This is a genomic window from Sporosarcina sp. P29, assembly GCF_002743265.1.
GTDB lineage: Bacteria > Bacillota > Bacilli > Bacillales_A > Planococcaceae > Sporosarcina.
The window spans coordinates 198,918-222,230 of sequence record NZ_PDYX01000002.1; the positions used below are offsets into that span (position 1 = coordinate 198,918).

At 42.7% G+C, this 23,313-nt stretch carries 25 protein-coding genes and 1 other annotated feature; of the genes, 2 read left to right on the plus strand and 23 right to left on the minus strand.

Annotation, left to right across the window (positions count from 1 at the left end; genetic code table 11):
• Positions 1 to 3: 3 nt before the first annotated feature.
• The 6 genes from yqeK to CSV68_RS02890 are packed head-to-tail and all read right to left on the minus strand — an operon-like array spanning position 4 to position 3,901.
• The gene (gene yqeK / locus CSV68_RS02865) at positions 4 to 576 is read right to left on the minus strand and encodes a bis(5'-nucleosyl)-tetraphosphatase (symmetrical) YqeK (RefSeq protein ID WP_099634185.1); all 573 of its coding nucleotides are present in this window, start codon (positions 574 to 576) and stop codon (positions 4 to 6) included.
• Entirely contained in the window at positions 551 to 1,135 is a 585-nt protein-coding gene (locus CSV68_RS02870; protein ID WP_099634186.1) for a nicotinate-nucleotide adenylyltransferase, read from the minus strand. The genes yqeK and CSV68_RS02870 overlap by 26 nt, the downstream gene beginning before the upstream one ends.
• Before the next feature lie 10 nt (positions 1,136 to 1,145).
• On the minus strand, positions 1,146 to 1,436 hold the full coding sequence (gene yhbY / locus CSV68_RS02875) for a ribosome assembly RNA-binding protein YhbY (protein ID WP_099634187.1): 291 nt from the start codon (positions 1,434 to 1,436) through the stop codon (positions 1,146 to 1,148).
• A gap of 2 nt (positions 1,437 to 1,438) precedes the next feature.
• A complete protein-coding gene (gene aroE, locus CSV68_RS02880) occupies positions 1,439 to 2,260 on the minus strand; it encodes a shikimate dehydrogenase (protein ID WP_099661414.1) in 822 nt (273 codons plus the stop codon).
• A 22-nt stretch (positions 2,261 to 2,282) separates the two neighbouring features.
• Positions 2,283 to 3,383 carry a ribosome biogenesis GTPase YqeH gene (yqeH, locus tag CSV68_RS02885; protein WP_199168478.1) on the minus strand — a complete coding sequence of 367 codons (1,101 nt, stop codon included), beginning with the start codon at positions 3,381 to 3,383 and terminating at the stop codon, positions 2,283 to 2,285.
• Between the two features lie 2 nt (positions 3,384 to 3,385).
• Complete coding sequence (locus tag CSV68_RS02890; protein ID WP_099661415.1) at positions 3,386 to 3,901, minus strand: YqeG family HAD IIIA-type phosphatase; 516 nt, start codon at positions 3,899 to 3,901, stop codon at positions 3,386 to 3,388.
• Between the two features lie 155 nt (positions 3,902 to 4,056).
• Between CSV68_RS02890 and sigK the strand changes: the two genes are divergently transcribed.
• The gene (gene sigK / locus CSV68_RS02895) at positions 4,057 to 4,755 is read left to right on the plus strand and encodes an RNA polymerase sporulation sigma factor SigK (RefSeq protein WP_099634191.1); all 699 of its coding nucleotides are present in this window, start codon (positions 4,057 to 4,059) and stop codon (positions 4,753 to 4,755) included.
• Positions 4,756 to 4,975: 220 nt separating this feature from the next.
• On the opposite strand, the gene mtnN is transcribed toward sigK, so the two are convergent.
• The 15 genes from mtnN to cymR all read right to left on the minus strand — a co-directional run bounded on the left by mtnN (position 4,976) and on the right by cymR (position 19,840).
• On the minus strand, positions 4,976 to 5,668 hold the full coding sequence (gene mtnN, locus CSV68_RS02900; protein WP_099661416.1) for a 5'-methylthioadenosine/S-adenosylhomocysteine nucleosidase: 693 nt from the start codon (positions 5,666 to 5,668) through the stop codon (positions 4,976 to 4,978).
• Positions 5,669 to 5,739: 71 nt separating this feature from the next.
• Positions 5,740 to 6,513, minus strand: a complete 774-nt coding sequence (locus CSV68_RS02905; protein ID WP_158233023.1) for a DUF1510 family protein — start codon at positions 6,511 to 6,513, stop codon at positions 5,740 to 5,742.
• 100 nt (positions 6,514 to 6,613) lie between these two features.
• A complete protein-coding gene (gene greA, locus CSV68_RS02910; RefSeq protein WP_099634194.1) occupies positions 6,614 to 7,090 on the minus strand; it encodes a transcription elongation factor GreA in 477 nt (158 codons plus the stop codon).
• A 219-nt stretch (positions 7,091 to 7,309) separates the two neighbouring features.
• Entirely contained in the window at positions 7,310 to 7,951 is a 642-nt protein-coding gene (gene udk, locus CSV68_RS02915; RefSeq protein WP_158233024.1) for a uridine kinase, read from the minus strand.
• Between the two features lie 20 nt (positions 7,952 to 7,971).
• Positions 7,972 to 8,610 carry an O-methyltransferase gene (locus tag CSV68_RS02920; protein ID WP_099634196.1) on the minus strand — a complete coding sequence of 213 codons (639 nt, stop codon included), beginning with the start codon at positions 8,608 to 8,610 and terminating at the stop codon, positions 7,972 to 7,974.
• A 23-nt stretch (positions 8,611 to 8,633) separates the two neighbouring features.
• Positions 8,634 to 9,743, minus strand: a complete 1,110-nt coding sequence (mltG, locus tag CSV68_RS02925; protein WP_233192853.1) for an endolytic transglycosylase MltG — start codon at positions 9,741 to 9,743, stop codon at positions 8,634 to 8,636.
• A 121-nt stretch (positions 9,744 to 9,864) separates the two neighbouring features.
• A complete protein-coding gene (locus tag CSV68_RS02930; RefSeq protein ID WP_099634197.1) occupies positions 9,865 to 10,155 on the minus strand; it encodes a DUF1292 domain-containing protein in 291 nt (96 codons plus the stop codon).
• 13 nt (positions 10,156 to 10,168) lie between these two features.
• Positions 10,169 to 10,588 (minus strand): Holliday junction resolvase RuvX, encoded by a 420-nt coding sequence (gene ruvX, locus CSV68_RS02935; protein ID WP_099661417.1) that lies wholly within the window; start codon positions 10,586 to 10,588, stop codon positions 10,169 to 10,171.
• On the minus strand, positions 10,585 to 10,857 hold the full coding sequence (locus tag CSV68_RS02940; RefSeq protein WP_029054646.1) for an IreB family regulatory phosphoprotein: 273 nt from the start codon (positions 10,855 to 10,857) through the stop codon (positions 10,585 to 10,587). The genes ruvX and CSV68_RS02940 overlap by 4 nt, the downstream gene beginning before the upstream one ends.
• 204 nt (positions 10,858 to 11,061) lie before the next feature.
• The gene (gene alaS, locus CSV68_RS02945) at positions 11,062 to 13,695 is read right to left on the minus strand and encodes an alanine--tRNA ligase (protein ID WP_099661418.1); all 2,634 of its coding nucleotides are present in this window, start codon (positions 13,693 to 13,695) and stop codon (positions 11,062 to 11,064) included.
• 42 nt (positions 13,696 to 13,737) lie between these two features.
• Positions 13,738 to 13,944: a binding site (T-box leader), on the minus strand.
• 39 nt (positions 13,945 to 13,983) lie between these two features.
• On the minus strand, positions 13,984 to 16,410 hold the full coding sequence (gene recD2 / locus CSV68_RS02950; RefSeq protein ID WP_099661419.1) for an SF1B family DNA helicase RecD2: 2,427 nt from the start codon (positions 16,408 to 16,410) through the stop codon (positions 13,984 to 13,986).
• Between the two features lie 31 nt (positions 16,411 to 16,441).
• Complete coding sequence (locus tag CSV68_RS02955; protein ID WP_099661420.1) at positions 16,442 to 17,107, minus strand: tetratricopeptide repeat protein; 666 nt, start codon at positions 17,105 to 17,107, stop codon at positions 16,442 to 16,444.
• Positions 17,108 to 17,119: 12 nt separating this feature from the next.
• The gene (gene mnmA, locus CSV68_RS02960) at positions 17,120 to 18,238 is read right to left on the minus strand and encodes a tRNA 2-thiouridine(34) synthase MnmA (protein ID WP_099634202.1); all 1,119 of its coding nucleotides are present in this window, start codon (positions 18,236 to 18,238) and stop codon (positions 17,120 to 17,122) included.
• 21 nt (positions 18,239 to 18,259) lie between these two features.
• A complete protein-coding gene (locus tag CSV68_RS02965; protein WP_099661421.1) occupies positions 18,260 to 19,408 on the minus strand; it encodes a cysteine desulfurase family protein in 1,149 nt (382 codons plus the stop codon).
• A gap of 12 nt (positions 19,409 to 19,420) precedes the next feature.
• Positions 19,421 to 19,840, minus strand: a complete 420-nt coding sequence (gene cymR, locus CSV68_RS02970; protein ID WP_029054640.1) for a cysteine metabolism transcriptional regulator CymR — start codon at positions 19,838 to 19,840, stop codon at positions 19,421 to 19,423.
• Between the two features lie 126 nt (positions 19,841 to 19,966).
• Between cymR and CSV68_RS02975 the strand changes: the two genes are divergently transcribed.
• Complete coding sequence (locus CSV68_RS02975) at positions 19,967 to 21,262, plus strand: replication-associated recombination protein A (RefSeq protein ID WP_099661422.1); 1,296 nt, start codon at positions 19,967 to 19,969, stop codon at positions 21,260 to 21,262.
• 65 nt (positions 21,263 to 21,327) lie between these two features.
• Here CSV68_RS02975 and CSV68_RS02980 read toward each other — a convergent pair whose 3' ends face one another.
• Both CSV68_RS02980 and CSV68_RS02985 read right to left on the minus strand, forming a co-directional pair.
• The gene (locus tag CSV68_RS02980; RefSeq protein ID WP_099661423.1) at positions 21,328 to 22,128 is read right to left on the minus strand and encodes a DUF6612 family protein; all 801 of its coding nucleotides are present in this window, start codon (positions 22,126 to 22,128) and stop codon (positions 21,328 to 21,330) included.
• A 90-nt stretch (positions 22,129 to 22,218) separates the two neighbouring features.
• On the minus strand, positions 22,219 to 23,298 hold the full coding sequence (locus tag CSV68_RS02985) for a branched-chain amino acid aminotransferase (protein ID WP_099634206.1): 1,080 nt from the start codon (positions 23,296 to 23,298) through the stop codon (positions 22,219 to 22,221).
• Between the last annotated feature and the right edge of the window lie 15 nt (positions 23,299 to 23,313).

Below are 23,313 nucleotides of genomic sequence, written 5' to 3' on the forward strand. Positions count from 1 at the left end.
ATTTCACTGTTCCTTTCTTCTACGTACATGTTCATTATAGCAATCAAATGAATGTGGAAAAATGACTGCGTATCGCTGAACTAAAAATTTAAATGTATGTTGAATGCATTCTGTCATTTGATCTTCCAGTGGTTCTCCGTTAATACGTTGGCGCAACTCTTCGATACCCGGAAACTTTCTTCCTGGTTCGATTAAATCAGCGATATAGATTACTTTCTCTAACTCGCTCATTTCTGCACGGCCCGTCGTATGAAAACGGATAGCTTGCAAGATATCTTGATCTTCTACTCCATAACGTTCTTTCGCGAGCATCGCTCCAACTGGCGCATGCCATAATTCGGAGTGATACTGAGCATAGAGCTCATACTCTTCGTCACGTTTTAGTAATTCGAGTAATTCATCTTTATCCATAAACTTGGCGTAATCATGAAATAGGCCAGCAATTTCAGCCTTTTCCACCGACACACCCACTTCCTCAGCTAATTTCTTCGCTGTTTCCGTGACTCTCAGTACGTGTTCATAACGCGCTTTTGGTAAGCGTTGTTCTAGGTCATTTCGAACTTGTTGAAGATCCATATAATCTCTCCTCTCGAATGTAAGCTTCGACAGCCTGGGGAATCAAAAGTTGCACGGTTCCACCTTCTACAAAACGCTGGCGGATCAATGTGGATGACAAATCAAGTTGTGGTGTTTCTACTAATTGTACCGGGATTGCAGAAGCGTTATCAGCACCTGGACGTTTGACACCGATAAACGTAACGATATCGAGTAAATCCTCAATCCGGTACCATGTCGGTAACTGATCGATCATATCTCCGCCAATAATGAAATGAAAATGTACACCTGCTTCATCTTGTATTAATTGCGACATCGTATCATATGTAAAGGATACTCCGCCTCGCTCAATTTCAAACGATGATGCACGCAAGCCATCCACTTCATCTACCGCCAGTTTCACCATTTGCAGGCGTTGCTCTGCTGTCGCGTCACCTGTCGCAATCTTATGCGGAGGGACTGCAGCAGGCATTAACCATACTTCATCTAACTGTAGTGCATAACGCACTTCATTGGCGATCAATAAATGTCCAGTGTGTGGCGGATTGAAAGTTCCGCCCAATATGCCGATTCGTTTCATCTGATTCTCCTTACGGTAATTGTATACGTTTTTTCTCTGTCGATTCTCTGTATAAAACAATTATGTTACCGATGACTTGGACTACGTGAATGCCTTTATACGCGCCAATCTTTTCAGCAATTTCCTTTTTATCTTCGTCGCAATTTTGAAGAACGCTCACTTTAAGTAGTTCACGTGCTTCAAGTGCTTCGTCGATTTGCACGAGGATTGCGTCAGTTAAACCGCTTTTCCCTATTTGGAATAGTGCATCCAAATGATGTGCTTCGCTACGTAAAAATCTTTTTTGTTTACCTGTTAACATGTTTACCCGCCAACTTTCATTGTAATCATATCGATCATCTTTTTTGTGTCAGGATAGACTCCTGTCCACTTTTCAAAAGCAAGAGCTCCTTGATGGACGAACATTCCAACCCCATTCATCGTCTTGGCCCCTGCTTGTTTTGCTTGTTTTAAAAATTCCGTTTCAAGCGGATTGTAAATTATGTCCGCTACTACTGCACCGTTTGCCACGTTCTTTGGATCGAGCGGTATTCCTTCTTGTGCAAAATTCATACCGACTGACGTGGTTTGTACTACAAGACCAAACTCACCGAGTCGATCTTCAGCGTCCTCAATAGAGAGCGCGTGACCACCATTCATATCTGCCGCCAGTTCTGCGGCTCTAGAAGCAGTTCGATTCGTAAAATAGAGAGGTCCATAGCCAGCTGACTGCAACGCAAAGGCGATGCCTCTAGCCGCGCCACCAGCTCCAATAAGTAATACCGAGCCTTTCACTGAGTCCGAAAACTCTTCCAACGATTTAACGAACCCCGCTCCGTCCGTATTGGCACCGATTAGTTTACCATCATCTGTTTGATAAACTGTGTTAACCGCATCCATGACTGTTGCTGATTCATCCACTTCATCGAGAAAAGGAAGAATCGCCTGCTTGTGGGGTACCGTCACATTGAAGCCACTGCATCCAAGTGAACGCAAGCTTCTTATTGTCTCTTGCAAGCTTCCCGCAGTTGCATGAATCGGTATATACGTTGAGTCCAAAGCGTTATCTTTAAACCACTGATCATGCATGACCGGTGACATTGATTGCGCGATTGGATCACCTATTACCGCATACCATTTTTTCATCTGGTCTTTCCTCCTGTCCCTGTTAAATCAATGAAGGTCTGATTTCGACATTGACACCTTTTGGTGCATGTACAGCCACTGTGACATTGGCATGCTGAATCGTAATCCAGCCAAGCCCTGAAATCACTAAATCCGTCTTCGCTTCCTTAATTGAAAACTCATGACGTATAAGTGCCGGCAACTTCTCAAGTGATGCAGGTCCTGGTGGCGATAGCATGTCACCAAGATGGTTTTTGTACAATTCATCGGCATTTTCCAACTTCGTCCGGTGAACTGGCAAACCATTTGCTGCATAAATGTTGAAAGAAGAGCGACCCCCTTGAATAAAGTCAAAACGGGCAAGTCCGCCGATGAATAATGTTTGTTCAGCATTCAGCTGATAAACTTTCGGTTTCAGCTCTTTCTTCGGCGTTATCAATTTCAAATCATGAGGATCCAAGTGATGAGCCATTTGATGATCGTTAATAATCCCTGGTGTATCCATTAGCATTTTACCGTCGTCTAATGGAATTTCTACTACATCAAGAGTTGTCCCTGGGAAGTACGATGTCGTAATCACATCTTCCATACCGGTCGCATCTTTAATGATTCGATTAATAAAAGTAGATTTCCCTACATTCGTACAACCGACTACGTAGACGTCCTTACCCTTACGGTATTTCTCAATCGCGTCAAGTGCTTCACTCATACCGTTGCCTTTTACAGCGGAAACTAGTAACACATCGATTGGTTTCAAACCTAGCTTTGCAGCTTCCGTCTTCATCCAATTTTTCACTCGCTGCGGATTAATCGCTTTCGGCAGGATATCTGCCTTGTTTCCGATTAACAAAATATCTTTCTTGCCTACAAAGCGATGCAGACCATTGATCCAACTACCGTTGAAGTCAAAAATATCCACAACTTTCACGATCAAGCCTTGTTTTTCACCGATTCCATTTAAAATCGCTAAAAAATCGTCTCCTGATAAGGATACCGGCTGTAATTCGTTATAGTTTCGTAATTTAAAACAGCGTTGGCATATGACATCTTCTTTTTCTAATGAAGCTGGCGGCGCATATCCTTCCATTGTCTTATCCGTCGTTTGGATCGTAATACCGCATCCAATACACTTGATCAATTCCAAATTTAGTCCTCCCACGTAAGTAATCCTTTTCTTTTAAACCTTGCCATAATCCTTCGTTCAATCGCACGGTTGAACTTCGTAATCGTCGCATCGGAACTTGCTACAGGGACGACTAATATCGTCTGCAGCCCCACACGATTCGCACCCAAGACATCCGTTAACAATTGATCGCCAATCATGACGACTTCTTTTTTTGGCAAGCCTAATGTAGCAAGTGCCTGATAAAACGACCTTTTCAGCGGCTTGCGTGCTTCACAAATATACGGGATGCCTAATGGATCACAAAAGTGACTGACGCGTTCTATATGGTTATTGGAAACAACTGTAATTTGCAAACCAGCATCGCGCATGGACTTGAACCACGCCATAATATCTTGCGTAGCATCCGCACGATCCCATTCAACGAGTGTGTTATCTAAATCTGTAATGATACCCTTAATACCATTCTCAAGAAGGTCTTCTGGTTTAATCAAAAACACGGATTTTACATAAGCACTCGGTAAAAAATGATTTAACACATTATCCTCTCCGCCCTACAACAAATTCTTGTCTGATTATAACATAGTTGTGTAGCCTGCACGCACAACTATGTCTGATTTTATCGCTTTTCTTGTCAGTGATAGACCATCCGTCGTTTGCATAGAGTAAACTACTAATAATCGGAGGTGGTCACATGAGCGGTTTTTTCCTAGCCGTCATGCAATTATGGTTAGAGATCCCCGCGCTAATCGGTTATATCCGAGGGCAAGCTTTCCTTCGTCCATTGTCCAAGAAAGAAGAAGCAGAGTGCCTGAGACGATTAGCTGAAGGAGATGTAAGTGCACGTGATGAACTCATTGAACACAATATGCGTTTAGTCGCCCATATCGTCAAGAAGTTCCAGCCAAAGCACGAACTACTTGATGATTATATTTCCATAGGTGCGATTGGTCTGATGAAAGCCGTCAACAGTTTTACGCCAGACCGTAAAACTAAACTCGCGACGTATGCTGCACGCTGTATTGAAAATGAAATACTTATGTATTTACGAACTCAAAAAAAGGTGCAAAAAGATGTCTCCCTCTACGAACCAATCGGCATGGATAAAGATGGCCAATCCCTAGAAATCGCAGACCTCCTTCAAACAAACGACATACCTCCACAAACAACCGTAGAACAAAATGAACAAAAAGAGCGTCTCTACCGTCATTTGGATAAACTTGATTCACGCGAGTTGGAAATCATTCAAAGACGTTACGGCTTGCTGGATGATCAGCCGATGACACAAAAAGAAATTGCTGAGCAACTGAATATTTCCAGGAGTTATGTTTCACGTATCGAGAAACGGGCGATCGTCAAATTATATCAATCGTTTAAGCATGAATACCAATAATGCAAAAAGCGTTTCCGATCGTGCAACAGAGGGCGACAGCCCCCGCACACCGGAAACGCTTTGTTTCTTTTCTCAGTCAGCTTTAACCTCGCGTAAAATAATTGCTGCCAATAGTGCTGTGACGATAAATACTCCACCCATTAAGAATTCCATTGAATGTCCCTCCTCTCAACCAAACGAACTGCTAATCTGTCTACTAAGACATTTTATCATAGAACGATCAAAGTTTCGAGATGACGCGCAAAACAATCTGTGACGAGTGTTTGGCTGCCAGTGGTAAAAATTCATCAAAACTGACTGTCGATTCCTTACCGGCTATATCAGATAGCGCGCGGATGACAACGCATCGCGTGTTGAACTGATAACAGACTTGCGCGACGGCCGCCGCTTCCATTTCTACGGCGATGACGCGTGGGAATCTTTTTTTAACTTGTAGGACTTTTTCAGGATCATCCATGAAAGTATCAGCTGATGCGATAGTTCCTACAGCATGTTCATATGTATCTAACTCAATTACTGCTTCTCTAGCAAAATCGATCAGTTTAGAATCTGAAGGAAAGCTTGCAGGAAGTTGAGGAACTTGGCCCAGCTCGTAGCCGAATGCAGTGACATCGACATCATGATGCAGGACATAATCAGATATTACAACCGTTCCCACTTCGAGCTCTGGATTAGTTCCACCTGCAGAACCTGTATTCAAGACTACGTCAGGTTTGTAGTTTTGCAAAAGGATTGTTGTTGCCATGGCAGCGTTTACTTTTCCGATGCCACTTTTCGTTACAATCACTTGATGCTTGCCTACTTTGCCTTCAATAAACTCACAATTTCCCACGGTTGTGATTTTCCCAAGACCAATTTCTCTGCGTAATATTTCGACTTCTTCCTCCATGGCACCTACGATTGCTATTTTCATTTATGCCTTCTCCCCTTTTCACTTACTAGAATGTGCTGCCCAATAGGCAGCACATCGGTAGGTTAATTCACTTACTTCAAAACTTCCATTTTGACAGGTTTCCAACCTTGGCCGTCCACCCACTGAAGATATACTTTGAATTTTTTGGAATTGTCTTTACTTCTCACAATGCCTTCTGATTTTTGAGGACTGCCGCCATTCTGAATCCGATCAAAATACAATTGATCTTCAGACATGCCAGTTGCATAGGATATGGCTTTCTTTTTCTCATGCCAGTCATCGGACTGACCATCATACTTTGAAACGTGCTCGCCTGATTGCTTTGTTCCAACAGGTTTCCAGTCAGGATTCACAACCACTTTCTTACCAGAATCCGATGAAGTTTCTTTCTTTGGCTTGTCCTGTTTTGGTTGTTCCTTTTTAGGTTCCACTTTTTGGGTTTGTTGTTTTTTCGGTTCGTCTACTTTAGGCGCTTCTACTACTGGTGCTTCCGGTTCTTCAACCACTTCATTTACCACTTCGTTATTTTCTTCAGGAGCCTGAACTTCTGGTTCATCTGGTTCATCTGCTTCTTCCGGCTCGGCGTCTTCCGTTTCAGGCTTGTCCTCATCGTTCTCATCGTCTAAAACGATAGGTTCCATTGGGGCTGTATCTGATTGTGTAGATTGTTCAGGCTTGTCAATTGCCACTTCTTTTTCATCGTCACCAGTAAGAAAGATGATAGCAACAACCGCAATAAGGAAAATCACAACACCTATTGAAATATTTAATACTCTATTCACTTTGCTTGCTTTACTGCCTTGTTTTCTTGACGTTCTCGAATACTTCGGACCTTGATCTGCCATTTCAGACATCTCCTTTACTTAAAATGAAACGCGTATACTTCGGCGAATTGAATTAAAAATCACAATACCGTCTTCTACTAGTGAGAAGACGGTACGTGTGTCATTTTATCTCGAGTATCTCTACTGACATTTCACCGCCGGGAGTCTGGATCCTTACTTTGTCATCCTTTTTTCGGCCAATTAACGCTTTCGCAATTGGCGAGTCGTTTGAGATCATACCTTCCAATGGATTGGCTTCAGCAGAACCAACAATTGTGTACGTCTCTTTTTCACCATCAGGAATTTCTTTAAAAGTAACTGTCTTGCCTAATTGCACTTCATCCGTATTCAATTCATCTTCAGTTATAATGACCGCATTACGAATCATTCCTTCAATAGAAGAAATCTTACCTTCTACAAATGCCTGATCTTCTTTCGCTGAATCGTACTCGGAGTTTTCCGATAAATCACCATAGCTACGTGCAATTTTAATGCGTTCTACTACTTCCACACGTTTAACCGTTTTCAATTGTTCTAGTTCGTCTTCTAACTTTGCTTTACCTGCAGCCGTCATTGGAAATTTCTTTTCTGAAACCATGTAATAACACTCCTCATATGTCTGTTCATAAAAAATACTATGTCGCACAAACTTCAATTATGTGACATAGCGGAACTATTTTAGTTTTAACTATACTTTTTTCCGTTCCTCATTCTAAACTGGACGAAAAAAAGCCCTTGCTTGTCTTGCATGCATCCTATTTATACTATACAAACACTGGCAGATGCTGAATTAATTTAAAATTATGTCATCATCATATTATACTTCGTCAACAGAAGCAAGAATTGTTTTTATCTTCGTTACCATCAAATCGATTGCGACCGCATTCTCGCCGCCTTCAGGAATGATTATATTAGCATACTTTTTTGTCGGCTCAATAAATTGATTATGCATCGGACGCACAACCGTAACGTATTGCTCGACGACAGAATCTACTGTACGTCCACGGTCATGAATATCCCGTAAAATCCGACGAATAATACGTATATCAGAATCCGTATCAACAAATAGCTTGATATCCATTAGATCCCGCAATCGTTCATCTTCCAACACTAAGATACCTTCAAGAATGATGACATCTTGTGAATCTACAGTTACTTTTTCAGCTGAACGAGTATGCAATGTGTAATCATATGTCGGCTTTTCGATTGCTTGTCTATTGATCAACTGGTGGATATGCTGAATTAGTAGGTCAGTATCGAATGCTAATGGGTGATCATAGTTCGTTTTTAATCTTTCTTCAAGTGCTAAATGCGATTGGTCTTTATAGTAATCATCTTGTTCAATGACGACGACAGAATGACCTTGAAATACTTCATGTATCTTTTTGGTGACACTAGTCTTACCGGAACCAGAACCACCGGTAATACCAATTACGACAGGTTTTTTCTTCACAGTGATTCCCCTTTGTTTCCTACTGTTTATTCTTTTTTCACAGCTATTAAGATGCCGTCACCTATAGGTACTAGTGACGTTTCATAGTGATTGTTTTGCATTGCCCAGCTCGTGAATTGTTGCAAATTTCGGATCATTGTCCGGTTGCGTTTTGGTATGTCTCCATCTTCCAACAGCACCATACCATGCATAAACATATTATCACAATAGATAACACCTGCGGGACCGACGAGCGGGCTATATTTGTCGAAAAACTTTCGATATTGCCCTTTGGCTGCATCAATGAACAGTGTGTCAAATGGTTCTTGTGGTAACTCGGCCTCATCTAACTCGAGTGCGTCACCCTGAATGATTGTAATACGCTCTTGCAGTCCACTGCGCTCAATATGTTCGACCGCTTTCTCATACCGTTCTGCATCGCGCTCAATCGTATAAATTACAGCATCGGGAAAAGCTTTCGCCAATCGAATAGCCGAATAGCCGATCGCGCTTCCGATTTCGAGAATACGTTTCGGCTGCTGGATTTGCAGCAGCCCAATTAATGTATATAAGCCTGTATCATCCATGATTGGCACACGATTCTCTGCGGCGTAGTGCTCCATTTCTAGGACGAGTGGCTCTTTTACTTCCGCAAAGCGGCTAATATACGCATTGTAGTCCGTCATATCTAGTTCCCCTTTACGACGTATTATTTATATTGGCTGTCGATATACTTTGCTTTGTTCTTAAGATGTTCTTCATACGTTTTAGCAAAGTAATTCTTGCCATTTTTATCTGCCAAGAAGAACAAGTATCCCGTCTTGGATGGTTCTACTGTTGCCTGGAGCGAAGCAGTTCCGGCATTCGCAATAGGTCCTGGCGGCAATCCTTTATTCTTATACGTATTATAGATATTATCCACTTTCAGGTCCTCATTCATGACGCGGGCTTTGTGTTCTCCTAATGCATATAAAACGGTTGGATCTGTCTGTAACGGCATCCCTTGCTCAATACGATTATTGAAGACGCTCGCAATCGTTTCGCGATCCGTTTGACCAGTTGCTTCTTTTTCTAACAGCGAGGCAAACGTTAGCATTTTATGCACTGAACGGTTTTTGCCTTCCTCCGCCCAATACGCTTTATACGGTATCACGTTCTGTACGGTGGCATCCACCATCGTATCGACCACTTCTTTCACTGTAGGCTTTTCCTCAAAGAACGGATAAGTGGCAGGGAATAGATAACCTTCAAGTGCATAACGTATATTCTCATTCAGAATTTCTTTTGTTATGACTTCTGGATATTTCTCCATATATTCTTGAATGACTTGTTCATTCGTTACATACTCCATAAACTGCTCTTTAGTAATCGTCGTCTTTTTGCTTGTTCTTTCTGCAATTTGATCTATCGTTAACCCTTCCGGAATCGTAAGTGTAAATGCCGGTGTGCGGTAGACCACGCCTGTTTTCAGGCTCTTAATCAATTCATCTGGTGTCATAGACTGTGTTAATCCATACGTGCCAGCCTGAAAATCTGCTTCATTGTTTACTTTTGCATAGTATTTGAAGATCCGAGCATTTTTAATAATCCCGGACTCTTCCAGTTTTTCTGAAATCATATCCAAACCTGAACCTATCGGAATTTCTACTTCAACAATTTTTTCCGAATCTGGATCAACAGGTTCTAACGCACTTTTTATGTATGTATAGACCGAAAAACCTCCAACTATCCCTACAACCAATACGACTGCCACAATCCAAAGCACTATTTTTCTAACGGTTCTCACTTCTTCCTTCTGTTCTAACATACGTTCAAACATGACATCTTTTTTTCTCTGGGGCTCTTTTTCCACAAGCCTCACCTCTTCTTCCGCTATAGATAAATCCATTAAAAAAGACGGAACGGTCAGCACCATTCCGCCCGTCACATGATATTATCGCTTACTCGTCTTCTTCTTCTAGGAATGTGTTCAATACTTCTTCGATCATATCCCATTCTTCATCAGATTCGATTTCAAGAAGTGATCCGCCATCTTGTCCTTCTTCAGTTGGAATGAAAGCAGAAGCATGGATTTCAACTTCCTCGTCATCGTCTCTCTCTTCGCCATCTAAAACATGATAAAGTACATATGATCTTTCATATTCTTTTGAATCAAATGTTAAAATTACCTCACATACGTGTTCTTCGCCGTTCTCATCTACGATTGTCATTGTTTCTTGTCCGTGTTCCATTGTTTAATCACCTCTAGTTTTTTTGTGAATCCAAATAACCTTGTAAAATCATGACAGCTGCCATTTTATCTATGACCGACTTACGTTTTTTACGACTGACATCCGCTTCAATTAAGACGCGTTCAGCAGCCATAGTAGTTAATCGTTCATCCCATAAAACGACAGGTAAACCGAATTTTTCGCGTAATTTCTCCGCATATTGTTCGGATGCTTCTCCACGGGGCCCAATCGTATTATTCATATTCTTAGGATACCCGACGACAAACTCCGTCACTTCGTATTCTTCTGTCAATTGTTTGACACGTTTCATCCCGAAAGAACCTACCGCTTCATCAATTTTGATAGTTTCGATTCCTTGGGCTGTCCAACCGAGGCTATCGCTTATCGCAACCCCAACGGTCTTCGTGCCAACATCCAATCCCATAGTTCTCATTCTGTTTTACCTCTATTTTCTCGGATATAGAACTTCACTAATTCTTCTAGAATCTCGTCCCGTTCCAGTTTCCGAATCAGACTACGCGCATCTTCGTGGCGTGGAATGTAGGCTGGATCACCAGATAGTAAGTAACCAACCATCTGGTTAATTGGATTGTAACCTTTTTCTTCTAATGATTTGTAAACGTGGAGCATGACTGTTTTGACTTCTTCCTCCATTGATTCTTCAGGAAAGTTAAACTTCATCGTTTCATCGGACGAATTCATACTCGACACCCCGCTTTCCGATTTCCATTTATGTCTATAACGATCTACCGTCAAAATATACATAGTAAATAGATTTGTGGATCAACCACCGTTCAAATTCGTTCTAGTCTGGCTCTTTCCTATAGGCATGTACTTTATTCACCCGAATGGAAATTAACTAGTTACATGTATCTACATTTTATGATTCATCGCTCTACATAATGGTTAAACAGATTTTACATAATCATACACGGATTGAAGCGCATCATCAAGTTTTGACGCATCTTTCGCCCCGGCCATCGCCATGTCCGGACGTCCGCCGCCTTTTCCGCCACAAAGTGACGCAACATGATTGACGATTTTACCTGCGTGGTAGTTACCACCTTTTAAATCATCGGTAACGCCAGCGGCCAGCATAACTTTCCCATCTGTTACTGTACCAAGTACAATGACGCCTTTGGAAGTTTTTTGTTTCATTTCATCAATCAATTGACGTAAACCGTTATTGTCTTTCACTTCTACATTTGCAGAAATGACTGTAATATCTTCGATCTGCTGAGCTGTTTCCAGGACACTCGCCAATTGGCTGTTGCCCATCTTCGCTTGCAGTGATTCATTTTCACGTTGAAGTTCTTTAAAGTCAGCAAGAATCGACTCGACTTTCGTGATGACTGTTTTCGGTGTAGCTTTTGCAGTTGCTGCTACTTGATCGATGACCGCTTGATCTTCTTTAAATGAACGGAATGCTTGTCCACCTGTGAAAGCCTCAATACGTCGTGTGCCTGCTCCAATGCCGCCTTCAGAAACGATTTTGAATACGTTGATGTCTGACGTGTTACGAACATGACATCCTCCACATAGCTCAACTGAGTAGTCACCGACTTTGACAACACGAACAATGTCGCCATACTTTTCACCGAACAATGCCATCGCACCCATTTCTTTTGCTTCTGCTATCGGTGAAATGATGGTATTGACAGGAGTACCTGCCCAAATTTGTTCATTGACCTGGAATTCGATACGCTCGAGTTCTTCTTTTGTGACTTGTCCAAAATGGGAGAAGTCAAAACGAAGACGATCCGGACCAACATATGAACCTGCTTGATTGACATGTTCACCGAGAACATCTTTCAATGCGCGGTGCAATAAGTGTGTAGCCGTATGGTTCTTGACTGTTAGATTGCGTGAGAACCCGTCCACTTTTGCACTAACGGATACGCCTTCATTCAATTCACCTGAACTGATGAAGACCGTATGTAAGTTTTGTCCATTAGGCGCTTTTTTGACGTCGCGAACTTCCGCTGTGAACGATTCGTTTGAGATCGTTCCTTTATCAGCCACTTGACCGCCACTTTCTGCATAGAACGGAGTTTGATCCAAAATGATTTGTACTGTTTCTCCTTCAGATGCATGTGCGATACGTTGTCCATCTTGAATAAGGACACTGACGATTGCAGTGGTTTCTAGTTGGCCATAGCCAATGAATTCACTCGCTTCATGTACTTCACCAAGGATACCGGATTGAACATGCATAGAGTCCGATGTTGCGCGCGCAGCACGTGCACGATTTCGTTGTGCAGCCATTTCTTCGTCAAACCCGATACGATCGACTGCCACATCTTCTTCGAGAGCGAATTCCTCTGTTAGTTCAAACGGGAATCCGTATGTGTCATAGAGTTTGAACGCGTCGCTGCCTGAAACGATTGGCAAGCCTGAAGCTTTTGCCTTTTCAATGATCGTTGTAAGAATCGCCATACCGTCATGCAAGGTTTCGTGGAAACGATCTTCTTCGTTTTTCACGACTTTCATAATGAAGGCTTGTTTATCATGAACTTCAGGGTAGAAGTCTTTCATGATATCCCCAACAATTGGCACTAGCATGTACATAAACGGCTTATCAATGCCTAGTTGTTTCGCAAAACGAACTGCTCTTCTTAATAGACGGCGCAGAACATAGCCACGGCCTTCATTGGAAGGAAGTGCTCCGTCTCCAATAGCGAATGCTACTGTGCGAATATGATCCGAAATTACTTTAAACGCTGTGTCTGCTTGAGTCGTTTCTCCGTACTTTCTGCCTGAGACATTTTCTACCGCTTCAATGATCGGTAAGAACAAGTCCGTATCGAAGTTCGTAGGCACGTCTTGGATAACTGATGCCATGCGCTCAAGACCCATTCCTGTATCAATGTTTTTCTTCGGAAGCGGTGTATACGTGTGATCAGGATTGTGATTGAACTCAGAGAATACTAAGTTCCAGATTTCCAAATAGCGTTCGTTTTCTCCACCTGGATATAATTCAGGATCTGAGAAATCGTCACCGTAACTTGGTCCGCGATCGTAGAAGATTTCGGAGTTCGGACCACTTGGACCTTCACCGATATCCCAGAAGTTCCCTTCGAGACGAATAATACGTTCTACCGGAATACCAATCTGATCTTTCCAGATTGCGTACGCTTCTTCATCTTCCGGATGGATGGTAACTGACAAGCGTTCCGGATCAAAACCGATCCATTGTTCATTTGTCAGGAAATCCCACGCACGAATAATGGCTTCTTCTTTGAAATAATCACCAATAGAAAAGTTGCCGAGCATTTCAAAGAACGTATGATGACGTGCTGTATAGCCGACATTTTCAATATCGTTTGTGCGGATCGATTTTTGTGCATTAGCAATCCGCGGGTTTTCAGGAATCACTCGTCCATCAAAGTATTTCTTCAATGTAGCAACTCCACTGTTGATCCATAGCAGTGATGCGTCATCAACTGGCACTAATGCAGCTGATGGTTCTACATTATGCCCGTACTCTTGAAAATAGTCTAAAAACATTTGGCGAATTTCAGATGCCGTAAGTTTTCTCATCGTTTTGCTCCTCCTAAAATTAAAAAAACTCCACCCCTTGTATAAAGGGGCGAAGGTTTCATTGATCGCGGTACCACCCTAATTACCGCATGACGCGGTATCTCGAGTTGCCTTAACGCGGCAAGACGGCAGGGATTAGCCTGCAACTTCGGAATAGCGTTCGCTGTAAATCTGAGAGAGCTTTTTCAGCCAAGAAGCTCTTTTCTATGACACAGAATAAACAGGTACTTGTTCCTTCAACGTTTTTCATTATTTCTAAACGAATTATAGGAAAGTTCTCTCGCTTTGTCAATCAGTCACTTCAAGAAAGTCGAATGGTGACACATTGTTCATGCCAATAAGCGGATCAATTGCAGTAAAATTGTCCATCGTTAGCTTCGCTTGCGACATGTCTTGTGGTTCAACCGTCACTTTTACTGGTGCTGCACCGAGTGAGATAGTTTCCACCGTTTGTAGTGTCTGAGCTTCTTGTGTTTCCCCAGTTATGCGTTCTTGTAACGTCGTCTGCCGCTCAGTTTCGTCGGTGCGCGCAATACCCGCTTTAAATTCTTCTGCTTCACCGCACAGGATTAAGAAGTTCTTCGCACGCGTAATCCCTGTATAAAGCAGATTACGACGCAACATTTTACGCTGACTTCTGACAATTGGCATGACGACAATCGGAAATTCACTACCTTGGGATTTATGGATCGAACAACAATACGCAAGTGTTAACTGATTTAAATCACTTCGCTCGTACTGCACTTCATTGCCGTCATAGGAGACCACCATGATCGCTTTTTTGTCCGTAGTTTCTTTCGCTAACATTATGGCAACGACTTCCCCCATATCCCCGTTAAAGACGTTGCTTTCCGGTTGGTTGACGAGTTGCAGCACTTTATCTCCGATGCGATACGTCGTTTCACCGAAGACCATTTCTTTTCTACCCTCTGCAGGTGGATTCGTCACTTCTTGTATCATTTTATTCAAACCATCTATGCCTGCTGGACCTTTGTACATCGGTGCCAACACTTGAATGTCTTTAATGGAATGCCCTTTGGATGTGGCGTTTTGGATAATTTGTTTGACCGCAGGCAAAATTTGATCACTTGACGCTCTAATAAATGAGCGATCCGACGTCTTCTTCGTGACATCCATCGTCCATTCTTTTTGCTTGATCATATGGGCCATTTCGATGATGGTTGAGCCTTCACTTTGTCGGAAAATATCGGTCAGTTCAACAACCGGAATTTTTCCTGACTGCATGAAATCATGTAACACTTGTCCAGGTCCTACAGAAGGTAGTTGGTCTTGGTCCCCAACGAATAATAACTGTGCATCGTTGCGAACAGCTTTTAACAGCTGATGCATGAGCCACGTATCGACCATGGAAGTTTCATCAATGATGATGAGATTTCCATCTACTTCCCGCTCCATCTCTTCTTCCGCGTCCTGACCCGTAAATCCGAGTAGACGATGGATCGTCATAGCAGGTAATCCGGTTGATTCGGACATGCGCTTCGCCGCGCGTCCGGTAGGGGCTGCCAAAATGATCGGAAACGGTTCTTTTTTACGTGCATACTCTTCGAGGTCAAGTGAGATGCCATGCAGCTCTGCATACGCCTCAACTAAGCCTCTTATGACGGTTGTTTTCCCTGTTCCTGGTCCACCTGTTAAAACGAGCAATGAAGAATGAAGGGCTCGTTCTATTGCCTCGACTTGCGTTTCGGCATACTGCACTTCCAAACGTTCCTCTATTTCACCAATAGCTTTTCTAATTTCAGAAGCAGGAAATTGTTCTGCGACTTCATTTTCAAGAATTTTATTGACCTTAGCGGCAATACCAATTTCTGAAAAATAAAGAGAGGGTAAGTAGAGACGCTGCATTTCAGCAGACAGAGTGCCTTCTTCGACAAGTTCAATTACGGCTTGAGTGATCGAGTCGTACGAGATGATATGTGCCTGACTCGATTCAAGTAGCTGCTTCGCTTGAGGTAAGATTAGCTCTGACTCTACGTAGACATGTCCTGCTGACTGTACTTCACTATGTACGCTGTAATAAACAGCTGCCTTAATACGGGCAGGATGATCTCCTACGAGCCCGAGTTGCTTGGCGAGATCGTCTGCACGTTGAAAGCCGATCCCTTCAATTTCTTTAATTAAACGATATGGATTTTCCGTTAGAATCGTGATGGCCTCATCTTGATATGCTTGATATATACGCATAGCTATTTGCGGACCGAAGCCCCATTCATTTAGTTGCACCATTGTACGCTCAAGTCCTAAATTTTCCTGTAGGACGGAAACGAGCGTGTCTTTCCGCTCGTCACTTAAACGCGGGATTTGATCCAGAACACTGCGATCTTCAAGAATTTTCTGGATGACGTTATTGCCGAGTGTCTTGACAATATCACTAGCTGTTTTCTTTCCGATTCCAGGAAATAAATCACCAGATAGATACAGGATTAAACCTGCTTCTGTCGCAGGCAACTCTTTCGAAAACGTCTGCACGTCGAACTGCTGTCCATGCACCGGATGATTGACAAGTCGACCCGTAAATTTATAATCTTCTTCCGCAACTAAAGGAGGGAATGACCCTTTGATCACTATTTCACTGTCGCGGTAATCGGTATTGGTGGAAGTGACTTTTAGCTTGACGATGGAAAATAGATTCGTCGTATTATGGAAAATCGTCACGACCGGCCTGCCGATTAGATATGGTTCTGTTTCATTCATCGAAGGGGCTCCCTCCTTTTCTGCTAATGTATTACTCGCCTTGTTCTCCAAGCTTGATCATATCGAATAAGTAACGCGCCTGTGTATGGTCAGGTTCTGCAGTGAATGCTTGTTTTAAGTGTGACAGTGCACTTGCTTTGTCTTCTGTTGATACTGCATATAAAACACCCAAATTATAATGGCTATCCGCATGTTCTGGAGCTACTGCCAAAATGGATTCAAATACAGGCTTCGCCTCTTTAAATAGCTCGAGCTTAGCTAGTAAAATCCCATAGGACAATGCAATTTCCTGATCATCAGAATTCAATTCAACGGCACGCTGCAAATAGGGCAAAGCCAAACGGTCATTACCTGCTTGTTCCATACTTTTACCGAGCATGAAATACGCATCTGCAGAGTCTAAACCTGTATTGATCGCTTTTTCATATAATTTTGCTGCCTCTTCAAAGCGTTCTTGGTTGTAATATAGATTTGCCAGTCCATAAAAAGCGGTTCCGGCATTTTCGTCAAGCGTTAATGCTTTTTGGAAAAACGGTTCCGCCTGCTCAGCATCTCCAAGTGACGCAAAAATATTTCCGATATTGATATAGCCTGTAGGCTCTTGTGGATTTTCTTCTACTGCTTTCATGAAAAGCTCGATCGCTTTCTCATAATTGCCTTCTTGCATTTCTTTAATCGCATTTTGATGAATCGACATGCTATTGCCTCCTTATCCTACGTATGTCAGTTTCTTGCCGTCTTTAAATACTTCGTTGATTGTTCCGCCACCTAGGCACTCATCACCGTCATACAGCACGACAGCTTGTCCAGGCGTGACCGCACGAACAGGTTCATCAAAAGTCACAATCGCTTCGTTACCAGACAACTGCACAGTTACTTTAGTATCCGGCTGACGATAACGGAATTTAGCTGTACAAGTGAATGTCTCCGGTAATTCTTTCGGTGAACAAATATTCATATCCGTTGCTTGTAAACTCGTTGAGAATAGTGTGTCGTGGTAGAAGCCTTGTTCAACTAGCAACACATTGCGCTCCAAGTCTTTACCGACCGCAAACCAAGGTTCTCCAGCTCCGCCAATTCCTAGACCATGACGTTGCCCAATTGTGTGGTACATGAGTCCGTCGTGCTTGCCCATCTTCACTCCGTCCATCGTCTGCATCTCGCCTGGACGGGCAGGTAAGTACTCCCCAAGGAATTCTTTGAAATTGCGCTCACCGATGAAACAGATTCCTGTTGAATCTTTTTTCTTCGCTGTTGCGAGTCCTGCTTGTTCTGCGATTTCACGAACTTCACTTTTCTCCATATGACCTAGAGGGAACATTACTTGCTGAAGTTGTTCCTGTGTCAATTGATTCAAGAAGTATGTTTGGTCTTTATTATTGTCTACACCACGGAGCATCGCTACACCGTTTTCGCGTTCTACGACTTGTGCATAATGTCCAGTTGCCAAATAATCGGCACCTAGACTTTTTGCGTGTTCGAGGAATGCTTTGAATTTGATTTCTTTATTACACATGACGTCGGGATTCGGTGTGCGACCTTTTTTATATTCATCCAAGAAATACGTAAATACTTTATCCCAATATTGCTTTTCAAAATTCACAGAGTAATACGGAATGCCGATCTGATCACAAACACTGCGTACGTCTTCAAAATCTTCTGTCGCGGTACAATGTCCAGATTCGTCGGTATCATCCCAGTTTTTCATAAAGATTCCGATCACTTCATAGCCTTGCTGTTTTAAGAGTAATGCCGCAACCGAAGAGTCCACTCCGCCTGACATTCCAATGACTACACGTGTATCGGCAGGTGCTTTTTTCGTTGTCATATTGTTCATCCTTTACTGAATTCATTTCACTAGTCGTTTGACTACTTTTGCGATTCGATTAGCTGCTTCTTCTATAATAAATTCATCCAAGTCGTAGCCGAAACTGATGCGGATCGAGTTTCTAGCTTTATCTGATTCCGTACCAAACATCGCCGTTACGACATGTGATGGTTCAAATGACCCTGCAGTACAAGCAGAACCACTAGAGACAGCTACCCCTTCTAAATCCAAGCTCATCAAAAATGTCTCCACATCGGTACCTGGAAACGATACATGATAAATATGTGGTAAGGATTCTACTGCGTGGGGAACAGTCGGTCGGAAATCGATTTGATTTTCTTCAAAGACATCCGCCATTTTTTGTTTATACGTAGAATAAGCTGTTTGCTTTTCTAATTTGGTTTGCTCGGCAATCGAGACCGCTTCTGCAAATGCAATTACAGCTGGCACATTTTCAGTACCTGCGCGTCGTTTTTTCTCTTGTGAACCACCGAGTACTTGGCTCGACAGCAACTTGCCATTTCGCTGATACAGGAAACCGACCCCTTTAGGTCCATTCACTTTATGAGCTGAAACCGATAAGAAATCGACTTGCAGTTCTTCGACGTCCAGTTGGCATGTACCATAAGCTTGCACCGCATCTGTGTGAAAAGCAGACTGATGTGTAGAGAGCAACTGGCCGATTTCTGCAATCGGTTGAATCGTCCCTACTTCATTGTTACCGTACATGATGGACACTAAAATGGTTTCATCTGTTAACGCATTCTGAACTTGTTCTGCGGTAATGACTCCATTATCGTCAGGTGATAGATACGTCACTTTATAGCCTTGTGACTCCAGTTGTTTACACGGGTTTAACACCGCGTGATGTTCAATTTTCGTTGTAATGATATGTTTTCCTTCTACATTCAACGACTGGACGTATCCAAAAATCGCCAAGTTATCCGCTTCCGTTCCTCCAGAAGTAACAATAATTTCATTGGGTGACGCATTGATCGAGGATGCGAGCGTTTTACGCGCATCTTCTAGCTCTTTCTTTGCGTGACGACCAAACTGATGCGTACTCGAAGGATTACCATATGTATCACGTAGCGCAGTGGTGAATCGCTCCAATACGGCTGGATGCATCGGTGTCGTAGCGGCATAGTCTAAATATATAGCTGGTTTCATAACTAAACTCCTTTAAATATAGAACATGTATTCATCAGCAGTAGACGTATCTTCAAATTCAATTAAGTCTTTGATTGTCGTATGATCTAATACCCCTCGGATTGCGTCTCCGATTCGTTTCCATAGTTCTCGTTGCGGAATATCGTCGTCATCAAGTCCTTCGACTAATTGGATCGGCCCTTCAAGCAAACGAATGACGTCTCCTGCCATAATTTCAGAAGGATCTTTTGCGAGTTTATAGCCACCGTAGGCACCGCGAACACTTTTCACCATTCCGCTGTTGCGTAAAGGTGGTATTAGTTGTTCCAGATATGCTTCAGAGAGATTTTGCTCTTCTGCGATTTTACGCAAAGGCACAGGACCCTCTCCATATTTTCGTCCTAGTTCTACTATTACTGTAAGTCCGTATCGTCCTTTAGTGGATATTTTCATTGGGCATCGTCCTTTACTAAAATTGCTGAAATCAGTATAGCATAATTGTATCACTGGTTCTTGCAAATGACTTCACTAATGTTTTACGGTATAATGAAAGAACAAACGTACGCTAGGAGGATGTACATGCATAATGAACCTTTGGCTTTTCGTATGCGGCCTGAGACGATTGATGAAGTGATCGGACAAGACCACGTCATCGGCAAAAATACTCCCTTATATCGGATGATCAAGAACGGGCATGTCCCATCTCTTTTATTATATGGTGAACCAGGTATCGGAAAAACGTCGTTAGCCTACGCAATTGCGGGTACGTCAAAACTGCCTTTCATTGCGTTGAATGCGACCGTGGCAGGTAAGAAAGATGTAGAAGATGTAGTGAAAGAAGCCCGAATGACAGGTAAAGTATTGTTATTCTTAGATGAAATCCATCGTTTCAATAAATTGCAGCAAGATACACTGCTTCCTCACGTAGAAAGCGGTTCGATCGTCTTGATTGGCGCGACAACGGAAAATCCATTCCACGACGTCAATCCCGCTATTCGTTCACGTTGTGGGGAAATCGTCCAGTTGAAACGATTGCAGCCAAAAGATTTACTGGAATTACTTGAGCGCACGTTGAAGGACGAGAAAAAAGGACTCGGTAAGGAAACGATCGAAATCACTACAGAACAACTCGAGAAAATTTCAGAAGGCGTAAATGGTGATGCACGAAAAGCTTTAACGTTCTTAGAATCATTACTTGCTGCAAGTGACGAAGAAGACGGTAAGATTATTATAGAAGATGCATTGCTCACTCAATTACTAACTAGGATTAGTTTACTAGGTGATAAAAAGGGATCGCATCATTTTAATTTATTATCCGCTTTACAAAAAAGTGTACGCGGAAGTGATGTCGATGCAGCGCTTTATTATTTAGCACAATTACTCGAAATCGGCGACTTAACTGCTGTTACTAGACGCATGCTCGTCATGAGTTATGAAGATATTGGATTGGCGGCGCCTGATGTCGGGAGCCGAGTTCTCGCGGCTACAGATGCCGCACAGCGTCTTGGCATGCCAGAAGCACGTATTCCACTTGCTACAGCCATTATAGAGATGTGCTTAGCATCCAAATCAAACTCTGCTTACAAAGCGATCGATGCCGCTACAAAAACATTGCATGAAAAACCAACAGGCGAAATTCCGATGCATTTACGTGACACACACTACAGCGGATCCGCTGCACTCGGTCATGGTGGCTACGTCTATCCACACGCAACACCGGTAGGTACATTCGGTGGTTGGACAGACCAGCAATACTTACCAGACAGCCTAGTACACTCTAAGTTTTACACTCCTGTAGAAGCAGGAGAGGAAACAAGAATGGCCGCCATTCACCAACGGCTTCAATCATTCAAAGGAAAAAAGAGTCCACGGTAGAAATATAGTTAGAAACCATAAAAAATCCACGCCCCCTCTAGTAGGTCAGCGTGGATATTTTTATATTACTCGAACATCTCTGCATCTTTTGGTGTGGAAATCGTATCGATATCATTAAAATAACTATACTTTGCATCGAGTTTTTGTTTATAACGGATATAATCCCGCCCAAAATAACTCGTGACATTCGCAGACATCTTCATGCCTGTCACAAACATTGTCTTTTCATTTACCGTCAGCTCTACATCCAGCTTCTCCACTACAGGAAACCCGCCATGCTTATGGACAAATTTCTCTGGTTGTGGACTATTCACCGATACAGCCTCCATCAACTGACGATAATCAGCAGGTGATAAAGAAAACTGCACGGCATAGCCGTAATCAATCTTTTCTATTTCTGCATCATGCACAAAAGGTTCTAACAGCGACAAGTCCATTACAGGAGAGGCAAACGGCACCCACACACCGAGCAATTCCGTGCGTTGCTCTTCTGTTAGCTCTTGCCATTCACTCTTGTTTTCTTCCAATGTCTCTTGCATAGCCAATTGATTGCCTTGGCGGAATAATTCAATGTTTTTCGCACCTTGTTTTGGAATTTTCCAGACGACTTCCTCTGAACTTTTCAGTGGATTCTGTTCAATATCCGCCTGAACTTGTACATTTTTGCTTGTACGTTTTGCAGGATCGGATGTGACGCTACTTTCGTCATACGCAATATTGGCATGGACCGATTCCAATTCATCCATCGCTTGTTCCGCTTTCTTCAATAAATCTTCCGCACTCGACGGGGCAGAAGACGTTTTTCCGCATCCTGTCACTGTAAATAGCAGTACTGCCAGGAATAGAACGATCAAACTTTTGTTCATCAGGAAACTCCCCTTCAATCAAAACTATTAACAGTGTACTTCACAGCAACGCAGTTGTCACGGTCCATTCCACCTTAATTGTGAGGAAAATTAGTCTACTGGCACGACCCAGTTAAACGGATCTTCCACTTTACCTGTCTGGATACCTGTAATCGTCTCGTATAACTTCAATGAAAGCTCACCGATTTCATTATGATTGATCTCGCATTTTTCACCTTCAAAGAACAGTTCACCTATTGGAGAAATAACAGCGGCCGTTCCTGTACCGAATGCTTCTTCCAATGTGCCTGCTCGATTAGCTTCCATAATTTCCTCGATCGACACTTTGCGTTCTGTTACTGGAATATCCCAATCTATCAATAATTCGATAACTGACTTGCGCGTGATGCCTTCTAAAATACTACCGTTAAGGCTTGGCGTGATGATTTCTCCATTGATTTTGAAGAATACATTCATCGCTCCTACTTCTTCGATATAGCGATGTTCTTTTGCATCAAGCCATAGAACTTGGGAATATCCTTCAGCTTCCGCCACTTCTTGGGCTTTCATCGCGCCTGCATAGTTACCAGCTGTTTTCGCAGAGCCTGTACCACCCACTGCTGCACGGACATACTGTGACTCCACTGCAATTTTAACAGGGTTGACTCCTTCTTTATAGTACGGACCTACCGGGGATAAAATAATCATGAGACGGTATGTTTTAGACGGTGCTACCCCTAAATAAGGCTGCGTCGCGAAAATGAATGGCCGCACATAAAGTGATGTTCCTGGTCTGTCCGGAATCCAGTCTTTATCAAGAGAAATCAACTCTTTCAGTGCACTTAACACAAATTTCTCATCGAACATCGGCATGCATAATCTATCATTTGAACGATTCAAACGTTTCATATTTTCCTCTGGACGGAATAAAACTACTTCTTTGTCTTCATTCAAATAAGCTTTCAATCCTTCGAAAACAGTTTGTCCATAATGCAAGACGATTGCAGCTGGATCTAGAAGAAACGGCTTGTACGGCTCAATACGGGGATCATGCCATCCCGTTCCATCTGTATAATCCATCACAAACATGTGATCAGTAAAAATCGTTCCGAAAGCAAGTGGATCATCTCCTGCCGGCTTGTCTTTTGGGGCGGTAGTTTCATAGTGTAAAATGTTTTTTTCAGTTGACATAAATAAACCCTCCTA

What these genes read in the sequence shown, in the direction of transcription:
- yqeK (WP_099634185.1), bottom strand. Translation starts at nt 576, where the DNA reads ATGGATCTTCAACAAGTTCGAAATGACCTAGAACAACGCTTACCAAAA.
- CSV68_RS02870 (WP_099634186.1), bottom strand. Translation starts at nt 1,135, where the DNA reads ATGAAACGAATCGGCATATTGGGCGGAACTTTCAATCCGCCACACACT.
- yhbY (WP_099634187.1), bottom strand. Translation starts at nt 1,436, where the DNA reads ATGTTAACAGGTAAACAAAAAAGATTTTTACGTAGCGAAGCACATCAT.
- aroE (WP_099661414.1), bottom strand. Translation starts at nt 2,260, where the DNA reads ATGAAAAAATGGTATGCGGTAATAGGTGATCCAATCGCGCAATCAATG.
- sigK (WP_099634191.1), top strand. Translation starts at nt 4,057, where the DNA reads ATGAGCGGTTTTTTCCTAGCCGTCATGCAATTATGGTTAGAGATCCCC.
- mtnN (WP_099661416.1), bottom strand. Translation starts at nt 5,668, where the DNA reads ATGAAAATAGCAATCGTAGGTGCCATGGAGGAAGAAGTCGAAATATTA.
- CSV68_RS02905 (WP_158233023.1), bottom strand. Translation starts at nt 6,513, where the DNA reads ATGGCAGATCAAGGTCCGAAGTATTCGAGAACGTCAAGAAAACAAGGC.
- greA (WP_099634194.1), bottom strand. Translation starts at nt 7,090, where the DNA reads ATGGTTTCAGAAAAGAAATTTCCAATGACGGCTGCAGGTAAAGCAAAG.
- CSV68_RS02920 (WP_099634196.1), bottom strand. Translation starts at nt 8,610, where the DNA reads ATGACGGACTACAATGCGTATATTAGCCGCTTTGCGGAAGTAAAAGAG.
- mltG (WP_233192853.1), bottom strand. Translation starts at nt 9,743, where the DNA reads ATGTTTGAACGTATGTTAGAACAGAAGGAAGAAGTGAGAACCGTTAGA.
- CSV68_RS02930 (WP_099634197.1), bottom strand. Translation starts at nt 10,155, where the DNA reads ATGGAACACGGACAAGAAACAATGACAATCGTAGATGAGAACGGCGAA.
- ruvX (WP_099661417.1), bottom strand. Translation starts at nt 10,588, where the DNA reads ATGAGAACTATGGGATTGGATGTTGGCACGAAGACCGTTGGGGTTGCG.
- CSV68_RS02940 (WP_029054646.1), bottom strand. Translation starts at nt 10,857, where the DNA reads ATGAATTCGTCCGATGAAACGATGAAGTTTAACTTTCCTGAAGAATCA.
- alaS (WP_099661418.1), bottom strand. Translation starts at nt 13,695, where the DNA reads ATGAGAAAACTTACGGCATCTGAAATTCGCCAAATGTTTTTAGACTAT.
- recD2 (WP_099661419.1), bottom strand. Translation starts at nt 16,410, where the DNA reads ATGAATGAAACAGAACCATATCTAATCGGCAGGCCGGTCGTGACGATT.
- CSV68_RS02955 (WP_099661420.1), bottom strand. Translation starts at nt 17,107, where the DNA reads ATGTCGATTCATCAAAATGCGATTAAAGAAATGCAAGAAGGCAATTAT.
- mnmA (WP_099634202.1), bottom strand. Translation starts at nt 18,238, where the DNA reads ATGACAACGAAAAAAGCACCTGCCGATACACGTGTAGTCATTGGAATG.
- CSV68_RS02965 (WP_099661421.1), bottom strand. Translation starts at nt 19,408, where the DNA reads ATGAAACCAGCTATATATTTAGACTATGCCGCTACGACACCGATGCAT.
- cymR (WP_029054640.1), bottom strand. Translation starts at nt 19,840, where the DNA reads ATGAAAATATCCACTAAAGGACGATACGGACTTACAGTAATAGTAGAA.
- CSV68_RS02975 (WP_099661422.1), top strand. Translation starts at nt 19,967, where the DNA reads ATGCATAATGAACCTTTGGCTTTTCGTATGCGGCCTGAGACGATTGAT.
- CSV68_RS02980 (WP_099661423.1), bottom strand. Translation starts at nt 22,128, where the DNA reads ATGAACAAAAGTTTGATCGTTCTATTCCTGGCAGTACTGCTATTTACA.
- CSV68_RS02985 (WP_099634206.1), bottom strand. Translation starts at nt 23,298, where the DNA reads ATGTCAACTGAAAAAAACATTTTACACTATGAAACTACCGCCCCAAAA.